Origin of the sequence: Dechloromonas agitata is5, from assembly GCF_000519045.1 — a bacterium.
GTDB lineage: Bacteria > Pseudomonadota > Gammaproteobacteria > Burkholderiales > Rhodocyclaceae > Azonexus > Azonexus agitatus.
This window is the reverse complement of the sequence record NZ_KI912532.1, coordinates 3,117,683-3,133,274: the sequence shown is the minus strand read 5'-3', so window position 1 is coordinate 3,133,274 and position 15,592 is coordinate 3,117,683. Positions and strand designations below refer to the sequence as shown.

13 protein-coding genes are annotated in these 15,592 nt (G+C 60.4%); 10 read left to right on the top strand and 3 right to left on the bottom strand.

All coding sequences use genetic code 11. From position 1 onward, the window contains the following. Positions 1-44 precede the first annotated feature (44 nt). Complete coding sequence (locus K420_RS0115360; protein WP_027458836.1) at positions 45-2,060, top strand: methyl-accepting chemotaxis protein; 2,016 nt, start codon at positions 45-47, stop codon at positions 2,058-2,060. On the opposite strand, the gene K420_RS0115355 is transcribed toward K420_RS0115360, so the two are convergent. After that, positions 2,050-2,586 carry a DUF2062 domain-containing protein gene (locus K420_RS0115355; RefSeq protein WP_027458835.1) on the bottom strand — a complete coding sequence of 179 codons (537 nt, stop codon included), beginning with the start codon at positions 2,584-2,586 and terminating at the stop codon, positions 2,050-2,052. The two genes, K420_RS0115360 and K420_RS0115355, sit on opposite strands and share 11 nt — an antisense overlap. 17 nt (positions 2,587-2,603) lie before the next feature. On the opposite strand from K420_RS0115355, the gene K420_RS19220 reads away from it, so the two are divergent. Continuing rightward, the gene (locus tag K420_RS19220) at positions 2,604-4,724 is read left to right on the top strand and encodes a DNA internalization-related competence protein ComEC/Rec2 (RefSeq protein WP_084019686.1); all 2,121 of its coding nucleotides are present in this window, start codon (positions 2,604-2,606) and stop codon (positions 4,722-4,724) included. A 254-nt stretch (positions 4,725-4,978) separates the two neighbouring features. Here the strand turns inward: K420_RS19220 and K420_RS0115345 are convergent, their stop codons facing one another. Next, a complete protein-coding gene (locus K420_RS0115345; protein WP_027458834.1) occupies positions 4,979-6,379 on the bottom strand; it encodes a heavy metal sensor histidine kinase in 1,401 nt (466 codons plus the stop codon). Next, entirely contained in the window at positions 6,376-7,053 is a 678-nt protein-coding gene (locus K420_RS0115340) for a heavy metal response regulator transcription factor (RefSeq protein WP_027458833.1), read from the bottom strand. The genes K420_RS0115345 and K420_RS0115340 overlap by 4 nt, the downstream gene beginning before the upstream one ends. Before the next feature lie 178 nt (positions 7,054-7,231). Here K420_RS0115340 and K420_RS0115335 point away from each other — a divergent pair, with 178 nt between their 5' ends. From K420_RS0115335 to K420_RS0115300, 8 genes are all read left to right on the top strand, one after another. Beyond that, positions 7,232-7,894, top strand: coding sequence for a c-type cytochrome (locus K420_RS0115335; protein WP_027458832.1), 663 nt, complete (start codon positions 7,232-7,234; stop codon positions 7,892-7,894). 96 nt (positions 7,895-7,990) lie between these two features. Next, positions 7,991-8,431, top strand: coding sequence for a DUF411 domain-containing protein (locus K420_RS0115330; protein WP_014237670.1), 441 nt, complete (start codon positions 7,991-7,993; stop codon positions 8,429-8,431). Positions 8,432-8,452: 21 nt separating this feature from the next. After that, the gene (locus tag K420_RS0115325; protein ID WP_027458831.1) at positions 8,453-8,797 is read left to right on the top strand and encodes a copper-binding protein; all 345 of its coding nucleotides are present in this window, start codon (positions 8,453-8,455) and stop codon (positions 8,795-8,797) included. 143 nt (positions 8,798-8,940) lie between these two features. Next, complete coding sequence (locus K420_RS0115320; protein WP_232422798.1) at positions 8,941-10,149, top strand: TolC family protein; 1,209 nt, start codon at positions 8,941-8,943, stop codon at positions 10,147-10,149. Then, entirely contained in the window at positions 10,146-11,735 is a 1,590-nt protein-coding gene (locus K420_RS0115315) for an efflux RND transporter periplasmic adaptor subunit (RefSeq protein ID WP_027458829.1), read from the top strand. Before K420_RS0115320 ends, K420_RS0115315 begins: the two co-directional genes overlap by 4 nt. An 11-nt stretch (positions 11,736-11,746) precedes the next feature. Then, positions 11,747-14,881 carry an efflux RND transporter permease subunit gene (locus K420_RS0115310; RefSeq protein ID WP_027458828.1) on the top strand — a complete coding sequence of 1,045 codons (3,135 nt, stop codon included), beginning with the start codon at positions 11,747-11,749 and terminating at the stop codon, positions 14,879-14,881. Further along, entirely contained in the window at positions 14,878-15,267 is a 390-nt protein-coding gene (locus tag K420_RS0115305; RefSeq protein ID WP_027458827.1) for a c-type cytochrome, read from the top strand. Before K420_RS0115310 ends, K420_RS0115305 begins: the two co-directional genes overlap by 4 nt. A 56-nt stretch (positions 15,268-15,323) precedes the next feature. After that, positions 15,324-15,584 carry a hypothetical protein gene (locus K420_RS0115300; RefSeq protein ID WP_027458826.1) on the top strand — a complete coding sequence of 87 codons (261 nt, stop codon included), beginning with the start codon at positions 15,324-15,326 and terminating at the stop codon, positions 15,582-15,584. Positions 15,585-15,592 lie beyond the last annotated feature (8 nt).

The window sequence follows — 15,592 nt, the reverse complement described above, 5'->3', positions numbered from 1 at the left end:
TTATTTATTAAATTTACCCTTGGTGGTGTGTTAGGGGGATGAACATGCAAGCACTTTTTGCTCCGGCCGTTGCATTGACGAACCGGTTACGTTACCGCAGCAAGTTTCTGGTGTTGGGGTCAGCGATCGCCATCGTGATGGGCGTGCTGCTTTACTCGGTTTTCTCCTTGCTGAGCCGGGATATCCAAACGGCTCAAAATGAGTTGACCGGTTTGCAGATGATCAAGCCGTTGAACAGAATGGTGCAGTTCATGCAGCAGCACCGTGGGCTCTCGTCCGGCGTACTGAATGGCAACGAGGCGATGAAGGACAAGCGGGCGGCCAAGGAAAAAGATGTCAGCGAGGCCATTGTCGCAGCCGAAGCCGCCTTGGTGTCGAAGCTGCGAGAAAGCCAGACTTGGAAATCGATTCGCCAGGACTGGAACGAGATCAGTGCGCAGGGCCTTACCTGGAGTGCGCCGGAGAACATCAAGCGGCATTCGCAGATGATCGGCAAGACCTTGCTGTTCATGGTCGAGGTGGCAGACAGCACGGAGCTGACACTCGATCCGGCGATGGATACCTACTATTTCATGGACAGCATTGTTTCCAAGATGCCGGCCATGCTCGAGCAGCTGGGCATCACCCGGGCGCGCGGTACCGGCGTACTGACCAAGAAGGAACTCTCGCCGCAGATGAGGATCGACCTCGCCTCCCAGCTGGCCGTGATGGGCGGCCTGCTGCGGGCCCAGAACATCAACCTGGAAAAGGTGATGCGCTACGCGCCTGAACTGCAGGGCACCTTGTCCGCTCCGGTCAAGGCCTTCACGGACGATTCCGAAAAGCTGTTTGCCCTGGTTCGCGACGACATCCTGGGCGAGAAATTCACCATGGAACCGGATGCGTATTTCAACCAGGTCACGCAACTGATCGATGTCGGCTACAAAGTGATGTACGACACCCTGATCCCGCAATTCGAGCAGCAGTTGCAAAAGCGCATGAACCAGGCTGGGAACCTGCTGTACTTCCAGGTCGGGCTGTCTGTCTTGATTGCGTTGATCGTCGGTTACCTCGGTATGGGTACCTATTACTCGGTGATCAACAGTGTCATGAACTTCTCGCAGGGCGCCCGCCGTCTGGCCGATGGCGACCTGACGGTTCAGTTCGACAACCACGGCGCCGACGAATTGCATGCCGCTGGCAAGGACTTCAACGACATGGCCTCGGCCTTCCGCAGCCTGCTTGGCGGGGTGCAGGGCGACGTCCAGCGTATCAACGTGGCCTCGGAGCAGGTTGCCTCGTCAAGCCAGCAGATTTCGGCCAGCAGTTCGGCGCAAAGCGATTCGGCGTCGAGCATGGCGGCGGCCGTCGAGCAGACGACTGTCGGCATCGACCATATCGCCAAGAATGCGCAGGATGCGCAGGATTATTCGCGCCGTTCCGACGAGGTGGCTGCCGAGGGCGGCCGGATTGTGCTGGGTGTGGTCGACGAAATCAAGGCCATCGCCCAGACGGTCAATCAGTCGGCGGCCGCAGTCGAGGCGCTGGGCCAGCAGTCGAGCCAGATTTCCGCCATTGTCGATACGATCAAGGAGATTGCCGATCAGACCAACCTCCTGGCCCTCAATGCGGCCATCGAGGCGGCCCGGGCCGGCGAATCCGGCCGCGGCTTCGCGGTGGTGGCCGACGAGGTACGCAAGCTGGCCGAACGGACTGCCAAGTCCACCCAGGAAATTTCCGGCATGATCGGCGCCATCCAGTCCGGTACCGCGACGGCGGTGTCGAGCATGAAGGAGGGGGTCGAGCGTGTTGCGGCCGGCGTCGAACAGGCCCAGCTGGCGGGCGATGCGATCAGCCAGGTGCAGGTTCAGTCGCGTCAGGTGCTGGAGGCGGTCTCCGAAATTTCCGTCGCGCTGCGCGAGCAGGCCGCGGCGAGCACGGAAATCGCCCAGAGCGTCGAACGTATTGCCCAGATGGCGGAGGAGAACAACATCGCCGTTGCCGGCAATGCCGAGACGGCCGATACGCTGCGCAACCTGGCGCATACGCTGACCAGTGCCATTTCCCGCTTCAGGACCTGAGTTTTTGACGCCGCCGCCAGGCGGTGATGAGTCCGATTCGCCACGCCGCGCGCGTGGCGAAATAGCCGGCTAGCGCCAGCCCGCTGGCCAGCAGCACCAGCCCGATGCCGAGCGGCTGGGCAACGGTCAGCATCCAGCCTTGCATCGCTTCCGTCCAGGCGATGAAATTCGTTGCGTCAAAACCGGGCGGGGCCAGGAAGCCGTTGCTTTCGCCGAGCGTCAGGCGACCGATCTGGTAGGCCAGCAAATAGAGCGGCACGATGGTGAAGGGGTTGGTGTACAGCGTGACGACCAGCGCGAGTGGCAGGTTGACCCGGAAAACCACGGCACAGACCGCCGCCCCCAGCATCTGCAGCGGCCCGGGGATCAGGCCGCAGAAGAGCCCGGTCGCCACCGCACCGGCTGCCGAGTGCCGGTTCAGGTGCCACAGGCGGGGATGTAGCAGGGTCGATTCGAAAGGCCGCAACCACGGATTGTTGCGGATCGTTTCGTGATCGGGCAGGACTTTTCTGAGGTACCGACGCATGCCTTTATTATTGCAGCATGCGCCTGAATATTCTCGCCTTCGCCGCCGGCATCCTGTGTTTGCAGATGCAGCCAGAACTGTTCGCCGGATACGGCTGGCTGGCGGGTGGGGGGCTCCTGCTGCTGCCGCGGGCTTATCGACGCACCCTGTTGACGCGAGGGTTGGCGGTGCTCGCCTGCCTGGCTCTCGGTTTCACCTGGGCAGCGTGGCGGGCCGATAGCCGGCTGGCCGATGAACTGGCCGCCGAGTGGGAAGGGCGCGATATCACCATGGTGGGCGTCGTTGCCGGGCTGCCGCAGGAGTTTGCCGGCGGCACGCGTTTCGAATTCGAGGTCGAGCGTGTCGAAGACGGGGCGGTCGTGCCGGAGCGGATCCTGTTGTCCTGGTACGCGGGGCGGCGCGACAGTGCGCGCACGGCGCAGCTGGTCGTGCGCCCCGGCGAGCGCTGGCGCCTGACGGTGCGCCTGAAACGGCCGCACGGCAATGCCAATCCCGGCGTTTTCGACTACGAGGCCTGGTTGCTCGAAAGGAATATCCGCGCCACCGGCTACATCCGGCCGATTCCGCCGGAGCGCCTGACCGACATGGTATGGCGAGCGGGCTACAGCATCGAACGCCTGCGTCTGGCGGTCCGCGACAACTTCGCGGCGGTCCTGCCCGAGGCGACCTATCCCTACGCCGGCGTGCTGGTCGCACTGGCCGTCGGCGACCAGAAGGCGATCCTGGGCGATTTGTGGACGACCTTCAATCGCACCGGAACCACTCATTTGATGTCGATCAGCGGCCTCCATGTGACGATGGTCGCAGCGATGTTCGCCGGGCTGGTCGGTTTTGGCTGGCGGCGGGTGCCGGCGCTGGCCGTGCGCTGGCCGGCGCAGAAGGCTGCCTTGCTGGCCGGTTGTGGCGCTGCTCTGGTCTATGCACTGCTGGCGGGTTTCGCGGTGCCTGCCCAGCGCACGCTGTACATGCTGCTGGTCGCCGGTGCGGCGCTCCTTTCCGGACGTCTCGTAGCACCCAGCCGTATTCTCGCGCTGGCCTTGCTGGTGGTGCTCTTGCTTGATCCGTGGGCGGTTCTGGCGGCCGGTTTCTGGCTGTCGTTCGGTGCAGTCGGAGCCTTGCTTTACGTCAGCTCGGCCAGGCTGGACGAGGCCGCCGGCTGGCGGGAGAAACTTCGCAGTTGGGGCATCGTGCAATGGGCCGCGACGCTGGCCTCCTTGCCGGTGCTGCTCCTCGTCTTCCAGCAGTTTTCACTGGTTTCGCCCCTGGCCAACGCCATCGCCATTCCGGTGGTCAGCTTCATCGTCACGCCGCTGGCGTTGCTCGGTGCCTTGCTGCCGTGGTGGCCGATCCTGGCGCTGGCCCATGGGGTGCTGGACTGCTTGATGATGTTTTTGATCTGGTGCGCCGCCTGGCCGGTGTGGACGGCACCGGCACCACCACTCTGGGCAGCCCTGGCGGCGGGCATCGGGGTGGCCGTCTGCCTCATGCCGCGTGGCGTGCCGGGCCGCTGGCTGGGCGCCTTGCTGATCGTGCCGGCACTTTTCTGGCCGGTGGACAAGCCGCCGGCCGGCACGGCCTGGGTGACGGTGCTCGATGTCGGGCAGGGACTGGCGACCGTGGTGCGCACCCGGGAGCACACCCTGATCTACGACCCGGGGCCGCTATACAGCGCCGAGTCCGATGCCGGTCAGCGGGTCGTGCTGCCCTACCTGCGGGCGCTCGGGCTGTCGCACATCGATCTGCTGATGGTCACCCATCGCGATACCGACCATTCCGGCGGGACCGCTTCCGTGCTGGCCGCACTGCGCGTGGACAAGGTGTCGTCGTCGCTGGCCGAGGCGGTCGGCGAACGGTGCGCCGCCGGACAGCGCTGGACCTGGGATGGCGTTGATTTCGAGGTGCTGCACCCGGCGGCTGAGGCTTATGTGGGGGAGTCGAGGCCGAATCACTTGGCTTGTGTGCTGCGCGTGACGGCAGGCGGCCGACGCCTGCTGCTCACTTCCGACATCGAAGCGCCGGATGAGGTAGCCCTCTTTGTCCCTAAGGAGATAACCATGCCGAAAGGGAACGGATATGCCTCAAATTCGGAATGGCACATAAATGCCTTAAATTCTGTGCCAAAATTTCGAGGCAGTTAATCGGCCTGAGTTGCCATTCGACACTCTGGCTGAAATTGTCGGCAATGCGGCGGTAAGCGACCCTTTGACCTTACTACAGAGGCAAGGTCAAGCGAAGAAACTGGCTAAAAATGTTTCGCCGAAGCCCTTAGCCTTCCCTCGATGATGGGTTTTGAACACCCACAAGAGATTCAAATGGCCCCCTCGTCTGTTTCTAGCCCTGTAGTTGAGTTAGAACTTGGTATTGGCGGGATCGATTTACAAAAAGCGGCCCCCTACTGATGGGCACAGGGTAAAGAAAGTGTGAAGCGCGTTTTTCCACCTTCCGAGTTGACGCCAACATCCCCGCCATGAGCCAACACAATAGATTGGGTTATCGCCAGCCCTAAGCCTGAATTTTCGGTCGTGCGCAGGCGCGAACTGTCGACACGGTAGAAACGATCAAACAGGCGGGGCAAATGTTCGGTAGGGATATCGCTCCCTGTGTTCTCGACGGAGACCAAAATCCTACCTTCACGGTTATTGTCGACTCGAACGGTAACCTTGCCCTCGTTCGGCGTGTGGCGCAGCGCGTTGGATAGCAGATTGCTAACCGCCCTGCGCAACATCAATCGGTCGCCGACGATTTGGCCGTTACCTGTGAGCGACAAGGCTATCGATTTCTCTTCGGCAAGCACGCCGTAATACTCCAGCAAATCGCCAATTTCCTCGGCAAGGTCTATCGGCTCCTGATTGGGGATGATCTGGTTGTTGTCGGCCTTGGCCAGGAAAAGCATGTCGGAAATGGTTCGCGACAAGCGTTCGAATTCTTCCGTGTTCGACGCCAGGGTGTCCCGGTAGTCTTCTGCGGAGCGTGCTTTCGAGAGCGTGACCTGTGTCTGGGTCAACAGATTGCTGACCGGCGTTCGCAACTCATGAGCCAAGTCCGATGAAAAATCCGACAGGCGCTGAAAGGACTCTTCCAAGCGCGAAAGCATGCCATTCAATGTGTCGGCCAGATCCGCCAATTCGCGGGGGATGGCTTCGACCGGCAAGCGGGTATGCAGGCGATTGGCGGTGATCTCAGCCGCCTGCCGCTTAATGGCCAGTAAAGGCAACAGGCCGCGCCGGACGACAAACCAGCCGAGCAATCCCATCGCCAGAGTCGCCAGGCTCATGAACCCCCACAAAGTCTGCCGGAAGGAAGTCATGAAGTGCTCGTGATGGGTGATTTCGGTGGCAATTGCCACGGTGTAACTAACGCCACCATCGGTGCCTTTGACCATCGAGGAAACTCCCCGCCATGGCTGGCCGTCGTTGCTGTTCCATTTGACGGGTTGCTCGCGCCTTGGTGTCGCGCCAATGCTTAGTAGATCCTGCGGAAACACCGTCGCTTCGTTGGCATACAGCATTTCGCCATTCTGGTCATAGACGGCAACGATCAACCCGTGATGCCCCGTCAGCGCATCGTCCAATTGCTGGGTCAGTGTCTCTTTCGGCTGACTATCTGGTTTTCGTTCCAAGATATGCCTTGCCAACTGCATTTTGCCGGTCAGCACATCCAAATCCTGCTCTTCGAAGTGGCGCTCAACCGCATTGCCGATAAGCAGGCCGAGCAGGAACAGCACAAAGGCCGAGGCCAGCGCGAACAGCAGAGTCAGCCGGAGTGTCAGTGAGGGGCCGCGGATTGGGGTCAATCGGTAATCTCCAAAACATAGCCCATGCCGCGCACGGTCTGAATCAATTTGGGTTCGTACCCCTCATCAATCTTGACCCGAAGGCGTTTGATGGCGACCTCAATGACGTTCGTGTCGCTGTCGAAATTCATGTCCCAAACCTGGGAGGCAATCAGCGACCGAGGCAGCACTTCGCCCTGGCGGCGTAACAGCAGTTCAAGCAGCGCGAACTCCTTGGCGGTCAGATCGATGCGTTTGCCGGCGCGATTGACCCGGCGGCGCAGCAGGTCGAGTTCGAGGTCGGCGGCGCGCAGGAACTCGGACTCCTTCGCCTTGCCGCCCCGCCGCAGCAGGGTCCGGACTCGCGCCAACAGTTCGGAGAAGGCAAAGGGCTTCACCAGGTAGTCGTCGGCGCCCAACTCCAGTCCCTTGACCCGGTCCTCGACCTGGTCGCGTGCCGTCAGAAACAGTACCGGCATTTCCTTGCCGGCTCGGCGAATACCTTGCAACACCTGCCAGCCGTCGATGCCCGGGAGCATGACGTCGAGGATCGCCAGATCATAGGCCTCGGTCAGCGCCAGATGCAGCCCGTCGAGGCCATTGACGGCCAAATCCACGACGAAGCCCGCCTCGACCAACCCCTGCTTGAGGTAAGAGCCGGTTTTGGTTTCGTCTTCCACCACAAGAATTTTCATCGTTCTCTCCACCAATCATTGGCTATTGATGGCGCATTTTCCGTCGCTTTTAAAGGCCGATTGCCTAGATTACGGAAATGTAATCCGCAAGTCAGCAAGATGTTGGTTTGGTAAAGACAAAATAGCAATTTCGGAGCAAGACCAATTGGACTCCGCATACCCTTACTGAGAAAAAACTATGTGCAGATTTATTTGGGGTGCTCTGGCAACCATCGGCTTGGGCGCGGCAACGGCTGGGATCGTCGTCGTGGCAGGCGTCGTCGATGTCGGTGCCGACACCCCCCACAGTTCATTCACCTACCAGGCGCTGACGTTTGCCCGCGAAAGGGCCATTGCCAGCCGTACGGGTGAAATCCAGATCCCGGCTGATCTTGCCGATCCCGAGCGCGTGCGACGCGGGGCCGGCAACTATGCTGCAATGTGCGTCAATTGCCATTTGTCTCCGGAAGCGCCAGATTCGGAGATTCGCAAGGGGTTGTATCCGACTCCCCCCAATCTTTCCGAAAAACCGGCGGCGCAATCGTCACGTGACGCTGCCCGCGATTTCTGGATCATCAAGCACGGAATCAAGGCTTCCGGTATGCCGGCCTGGTCGAAGGGCGGCATGGAGGATGAGGCCATTTGGGACCTGACGGCCTTCCTGCAAAAGATACCTTTGCTGTCGGCGACCGCCTACGAGCAACTGGTGGCAGCCAGTGATGGTCATTCCCATGGCGGACTGGAAGGCCACGAGCAGGGGCATGGAGGCCACGAAGAGGCACCAGTAGCCCCGGTCGAGGAAAAACCGGTGGCCAAGGGCAAAAAAGCGCACAGCCATGACCACGGATCGCACAAACATTAACCCTATGAAGATTACAAAAATGTAATCAGGCGGACAGCAAATTGTTGGCGTCGGCTATCCATACTGACGCCACTCGACTGACACAGGATCTTCGCCATGCGTAACCCCATTCTTGTTCTTGCTTTGAGCGCCGTCCTCGGCACCGGCCTTTCCACTGCCGTGGCGGCCGGCGAAACGGTGGATGTTTACAAGAGCCCGAATTGCGGTTGCTGCGGCAAGTGGGTCGATCATCTGAAAAATGCGGGCTTCGAGGTCCGCTCGCACAACGTCATGGATGTCACGGCGGCCCGCAAACAATTGGGGATGCCCGATCGCCTGGGCTCCTGCCACACCGCCAAGGTGGCCGGCTATGTGGTCGAAGGCCATGTGCCGGTTGCCGACATCCAGCGTCTGCTCAAGGAAAAACCGAAAGCCCTCGGCATCGCGGTGCCGTCGATGCCGCCAGGATCGCCGGGCATGGAAAGCCCGAAACCCGTCCCCTACAACACGCTGCTGGTCCAGACCGGTGGCGAAACCAGCATCTTTGCCAAACATTGATCCCCAAAACAGGAGAAACTCATGAAAGCCCTTATCACCGCCTCACTGATCGCCTTTTCCACCCTCGGCGCCGTTTCTGCCCAAGCTGCAAGCGACCATGCCGGGCATGCCATGGCCTCGCCGAGCGCCGCGTCTGCTGAAATGCAGATGATCGACGCTCAGGTCAAGAAAGTGGACAAGGCAGCCGGCAAAGTAACCTTGTCGCATGGCCCACTGACCAACCTGAACATGCCGGCGATGACCATGGTACTCAAGGTTTCCAATGTCGCCTGGTTGGACCAGATGAAAACCGGCGATAAGATTCGCTTCATGGCCGAAAACGTGAATGGTGCCATCACCGTCGTCCATTTCGAACCCGCCAAATAACCCAATCGACTGACGGCGAGACGGTGCTTACCTCTCGCTGTCAGCATGCTTCATAAAAACAAATATTGCAGGGAGGTCGCATGCGCCGACTCAGGCCGTTACCCATTTTGATCCTGGCGCTTGCCACCGCCTTTGGGTCGCCCGTGCTTGCCCAAGACGCCGCCCTTGGTGCGAACGTGGACAGCCTGATCAATTATGCCAAGACACGCAATCCGGAGTACGCCGCGATGCAGGCCGAGGCCGAAGCGTCAGGCGAGCGGGTGACGCCGGCCGGTGCCTTGCCCGACCCGAAGTTTCGGACCGAGTTGCGTGACATAACGCGGATGGGCGAACAGAGTGCCACGCTAGCCCCAAATCGCGTCGGCAGCACCCGTTACTTGCTGATGCAGGACATACCCTGGTTCGGCAAGCGTGACCTGAAGCGCGAAATCGCCGAGCTTGAAGCCGACGGCGCCAAGGGACGTGCGTTGGGCACCTGGGCCGATGTTGCCGGGCGGATCAAAGTCAATTTTGCCCAGTTGTATTTCGTACACCGCAATGAGCAACTGACCCGGGAAATCCTCGACCTGATGACCCGCCTGGAAAAAGTCGCCCAGGTTCGTTATTCCGGCGGCCTGGCGGCGCAGCAGGATGTTATCCGCGCCCAGGTTGAGCAGACCAACATGCGCAACGAATTGATTGCGCTGGAAACCGAACAGCACCACCTGCATGCCCGGCTGAATGCCTTGCTGGCCCGCCCAAGCAATGCGCCCTTGCAGGAACCAGCGCAGTTGCGCAAGCTGCCGACTCCCGTGGCGCTGGATTACGCCACGTTGGAAGAGCGCGTGCGAACCCGCAACCCGCAACTGTTCGCCGACGAATCGAAAATCAAGGCCGCCGAGAAATCCCGCGACCTGACCTACAAAAACCGCTATCCCGATTTTACGCTGGGCGTATCCCCCATCCAGTACCAGAGCGCCATCAAGGAATGGGAGTTGATGGTCGAGCTGAATATCCCGCTGCAGCAGTCTTCGCGCCGGGCGCAGGAGCGAGAATCGGAATCGATGCTCAATGCCGCCCGCTCGCGCAAGGAAGCCACTACCAACCAAGTCTCCGCCGAACTGGCCGAGGCCCTGGCTGGTATCGAAGCCGCCCGCCGCACGGAAAACCTGCTGGCCAACAGCCTACTGCCGCAGGCCGAACTGACCTTCAAGGCGGCGCTGGCCGGGTATGAGACCGGCAAGGTCGATTTCGCCACCTTGCTCGATGCCCAGCGCCAAATCCGGCAGGCCCGACAAAACCAGCTTAAGGCCCAAGTCGACGCCCAGATGCGTCTGGCCGAAATCGAACGTCTTTTAGGGGAAGATCTATGAACAAGGGTGCAGGACTGACCATCGGCGTTATTGCCGTTGCTGTGGCTGCCGGTGGTGGTTACTGGCTGGGCGGACGTGGCGGCGCTTCCCATGGCGATGCGGCACCGGTCACCAGCGCCCCGGCCGAGCCGGCCAAGAAAGAGAAAAAGCTGCTGTTCTACCGCAATCCGATGGGACTGCCCGACACCTCGCCGGTGCCCAAGAAAGACCCGATGGGGATGGATTACATCGCGGTCTATGAGGGAGAGCAGGACGACGATCCGGCATCGGCCAACCAGATAAAGATAAGCACCGAAAAAGTACAGAAACTGGGCGTTCGAACCGAAGCCGCCCAATTGCGCATCCTTGACAAGGTGGTACGCGCCGCCGGTCGGATCGAGCCGGACGAGCGCCGCATCTACGCGATTTCTCCTAAGTTCGAGGGCTACGTCGAACGCCTGCACGTCAATGTCACGGGCCAGCCGGTCAGCAAGGGGCAGCCGCTGTTTGAGGTGTATAGCCCGGAACTGGTTTCCGCCCAGCGCGAATACGCGATTGCCGCCCAAGGCGTCGAATCGCTGAAGGAAGCCGGCGGCCAAGCGCGGGACGGCATGAAGCAACTGGCCGATTCAAGCCTGTTGCGTCTGAAGAACTGGGATATTTCGGAGGAGCAGGTCAAGGCGCTGGCCAAATCCGGCGAAGCACGGCGCACGCTGACTTTCCGCTCACCGGTCACCGGCATTGTCACCGAAAAGAAAGCCCTGCAGGGCATGCGTTTCATGCCGGGCGAGGCGCTTTATCAGGTGGCCGACCTCTCGGCGGTCTGGGTGGTTGCCGATGTCTTCGAGCAAGACATTGGTCAGGTCAAGACCGGCGCCAAAGCCAAGGTCAGGATCAATGCCTACCCGGACAAAGTGTTCGAAGGCACGATTACCTACGTTTATCCGACCCTGAAGGCCGAGACGCGGACGGTGCCGGTTCGGGTCGAACTGCCGAACCCCGGTCAGTTGCTGAAACCGGCCATGTTCGCCCAGGTTGAGTTGCCGGTCGGCGCAAAGGGAGAAGTCGTTACCGTACCGACCTCGGCCGTGATTGACAGCGGCACCCGCCGCATCGTGCTGGTCCAGGCGAAGGAAGGCCGTTTCGAGCCACGCGAGGTCAAGCTGGGGCAACGCAGTGACAACCATGTTGAGGTGCTTGAAGGCGTCAAGAATGGTGAGCCGGTGGTGGTTGCCGCCAATTTCCTGATCGACGCCGAAAGCAACCTGAAGGCGGCGGTCGGCGGTTTCGGCCATGCTAGCCACGGCAGCCAGCCGAAGCCGGAGTCAGCCAAGCCTGCTGCTGTCGGGCATCAGGCCGAAGGCACGGTCGAGGGGTTCGACGCCAAGGCAGGTATGCTGACGCTCAATCACGGGCCGGTCGCCAGTCTCAAATGGCCGGGCATGACCATGGAGTTCCAGGTCGCGACGCCGGCGCTGTTGAGCGGACTCAAACCGGGTGCGACGGTGGCCTTCGAGTTTGTCGAGCGCAAACCAGGTGAATGGGTCGTCACCAGCATCAAACCGATGGCTGGAAAAGTGGCGGCCAATCCCCACGCAGGCCACTGACAGGGGATACCATGCTCGCCAAAATCATTGAATGGTCGGGGCGCAACCGCTTCCTCGTCCTGCTCGCCACGCTGTTTGTTGTCGTCGGTGGTGTCGTTGCGGTCATGAAAACGCCGCTCGATGCCTTGCCCGACCTCTCAGACGTGCAGGTCATCGTCTATACCGAATACCCCGGCCAGGCGCCACAGGTCGTCGAGGATCAGGTCACCTATCCGCTGACGACGGCCATGTTGTCAGTGCCGAAGTCCAAAGTGGTTCGCGGCTTCTCTTTCTTCGGCGCGTCCTTCGTCTACATCATTTTTGAAGACGGCACGGACATTTATTGGGCGCGGTCCCGGGTACTGGAATACCTCAACTTTGCCGCCGGCCGCATGCCCAAGGGCGTCACACCGCAAATCGGTCCGGACGCCACGGGCGTCGGCTGGGTCTATCAATACGCGCTGCTCGCCAAGGACAAGACGCTGGCCGAACTGCGGACGCTGCAGGACTGGTATCTGCGCTATCAACTGACCAAGGCACATGGCGTCGCCGAAGTGGCTTCGATTGGCGGCTTCGTCCAGACCTACCAGGTCACGGTTGATCCGGTGAAGTTGCGCGCCTATGGCATTCCGCTAGCGGCGGTTTCAAAGGTCATTCGGGAATCGAACCGCGATGTCGGCGGGCGTGTCGTCGAGATGGCGGAAACCGAATACATGGTGCGCGGCAAGGGCTATCTGCGGGGCACAGGCGATATTGAAAATCTGGTGGTTAAGTCACAAGGCGGGACGCCCGTCTTGGTTCGTGACATTGCCCGTGTCGAACTGGCGCCGGACGAGCGGCGCGGTCTCACCGAGTTGAATGGTGAAGGTGAAGTGGTTTCCGGTATCGCCATGGCGCGCTACGGCCAGAACGCGCTGGAGGTCATTCACAACTTGAAGGAAAAAATTGGTGAGATTTCTGCCGGGCTTCCGGAGGGCGTGACGATCCAGACGGTCTATGATCGTTCGGAATTGATTCACCGTGCGATTGACACCTTGACGCGCACTTTGGCGGAAGAAAGTCTCATCGTCGCGCTGGTCTGCGTCGTATTCCTGATGCACATGCGCAGTGCTTTGGTAGCCATCCTGATGCTGCCGGTCGGGGTGCTGATTGCCTTCATCGCCATGCGATTGCTGGGAATGAACTCGAACCTGATGAGTCTGGGCGGTATCGCCATTGCCATTGGGGCGATGATCGATGCGGCCATCGTGATGATCGAAAACGCCCATAAGCACATCGAGCGTTTGCCGGAGGATCATACCCACGGGGATCGCATCGAGGCAATGATTGCGGCCTGCAAAGAGGTCGGCCCCGCACTGTTCTTCTCGCTGCTCATCATCACCGTTTCCTTCCTGCCCGTCTTTACGCTGGAGTCCCAGGAAGGACGTCTGTTCTCGCCCTTGGCCTACACCAAGACCTTCTCGATGGCGGGCGCTGCATTGCTGTCGGTGACGCTGGTGCCGGTGCTGATGATGCTGTTCATTCGCGGCAAAATCATGCCGGAATCGAAAAACCCGGTGAATCGTTTCCTGATCTGGGCTTATCGCCCGATCATCGCCGGCGTCATGCAATGGAAAAAGACCACTATCGTGGCCGCACTGCTCGCGCTGGTGGTCTCGATTTATCCGGCCAGCAAGTTGGGCTCCGAGTTCATGCCGACGCTGAATGAAGGCACGCTGTTCTACATGCCGGCTTCGCTGCCCGGGATGTCGATCACCAAAGCGGCGGAACTGTTGCAGACCCAGAACAAGATCATCAAGAGTTTCCCGGAAGTCTCATCGGTTTATGGCAAAGCGGGTCGTGCCAACACGGCAACGGACCCGGCGCCGACGGAGATGTTCGAGACGGTGATCAATCTGAAGCCGGAATCCGAATGGCGCCCTGGATTGACGACCGACAAGCTGATCGCCGAAATGGACAAGGCCTTGCAGTTCCCGGGCGTATCGAACGCTTGGACGATGCCGATCAAGGCGCGCATCGACATGCTGTCGACCGGCATCCGGACGCCAATCGGGATCAAGGTGTTCGGCAAGGATCTCAACGAGATGGAACGACTGGCCCGCGAAATCGAGACGGTCGTCAAGGCAGTTCCAGGCACTACCTCGGCTTTCGCGGAACGGATTACCGGCGGTTTTTACCTGAATATCGAACCGGACCGCACCCAGTTGGCCCGCTATGGGCTGGCGGTCGGCGATTTGCAGGATGTTATCGGCCAGGCCTTGGGCGGCGAGATGGTTACCACGACCGTCGAAGGGCGCGAACGGTTTGGCGTCACCGTGCGCTATCCGCGTGAACTTCGTTCCGATCCGCAGCAGATTGCCCGCGAGGTGCTGGTGCCGACCATGGAGGGGGCAATGATTCCGCTCGGCCAATTGGCCCGCGTCGAGGTGGCCAAGGGAACGCCCGGCATCCGGACTGAAAACGCGTTGCTTTCCGCCTATATCTTCGTGGACATTCGCGAACGCGACATCGGTGGCTATGTCGCCGATGCCAAGAAGGCGGTGGCGGAAAACGTGAAATTCCCGCCGGGCTATTACGCGACCTGGAGCGGCCAGTTCGAATCCATGGAGCGCGCGATCGAGAAAATGAAGATCGTCGTCCCGGTGACGCTGTTGATCATCTTTCTGCTGCTTTACCTGAACTTCAAACGTCTGACAGAGACCTTGATTGTCATGCTGTCGGTGCCGTTTGCGCTGGTCGGCGGGGTCTGGTTGATGTGGTTGCTCGGTTACAACCTGTCCGTTGCCGTCGCCGTGGGCTTCATCGCCCTAGCCGGGGTTGCAGCGGAAACCGGGGTGATCATGCTGATTTACCTTGATCATGCCTGGGAAGCGCTGAAGGCCAAGCGCCGGACGGAAAACCAAGCGCCAACCCTGCACGATCTCTACGAGGCCATCATGGAAGGCGCCGTGGAGCGGGTTCGCCCGAAGATGATGACGGTGGTGGCGATCATGGCCGGCCTGTTGCCGATCATGTGGGGTACCGGTACCGGCTCAGAAGTCATGAGTCGCATTGCGGCGCCGATGGTTGGCGGGATGATTTCCTCGACGGTGCTGACGCTCGCAGTCATCCCCGCCATCTACGCCCTGGTCAAGCAGTGGCGAATGAAACGGGGGATGGAGCAATGAGACACAAGCTTTCGCATTGGATTCCTGTGGCTCTTGTTGTGGCCATGCTGCCAAGCCTTGCCCAGGCTCAAGGCTGGAGCATTCCCAAACCCAGTCCCGGCCTAATGCCCAATCCCGGCACGGGCAAGGCGCTGTTCGCCAATCACTGTGCGGGCTGTCATGGCGGCGACTTGAAGGGATCGGAAAAGGGACCGCCCCTGCTGCACAAGATCTATGAGCCGTCACATCATGCCGATGCGGCGTTCCAGTTGGCCGTGGCCAACGGTGTGCGGGCCCATCACTGGAAGTTTGGCGACATGGCTCCGGTGAAAGGGGTGACGCCGGACGACGTCGCCCACGTCACCGCCTATGTGCGGGCTGAGCAGCGGAAGGTTGGCATCCAATAGCGGATGCTTCAAACAAAGCACTATCAGGGGGGAAACTGTCCAAAGAAGACGATTCAATGCGACCGTTTGAGGATGCCGTTGCCATTCTTGTGGTGCTCACCACCGATCTGAGAGACCATCATCGCGATGCCTTCGATGCGGCAATGCCGGATCTGTTGCGGCTTACGCGAGACAAGGCATCCGCGCTGGCTTATGTGCGTCGGATTGTCGCTGTCGAACTGAACTCCCCCCATAACCCACAGTGGCAGGTTTCCGCAGGCGAATTCGAGAGGCGGAGGCAACAGGTCTTTCTGGGGCTAAGTGCCCAGACTCAATAGATAATCGC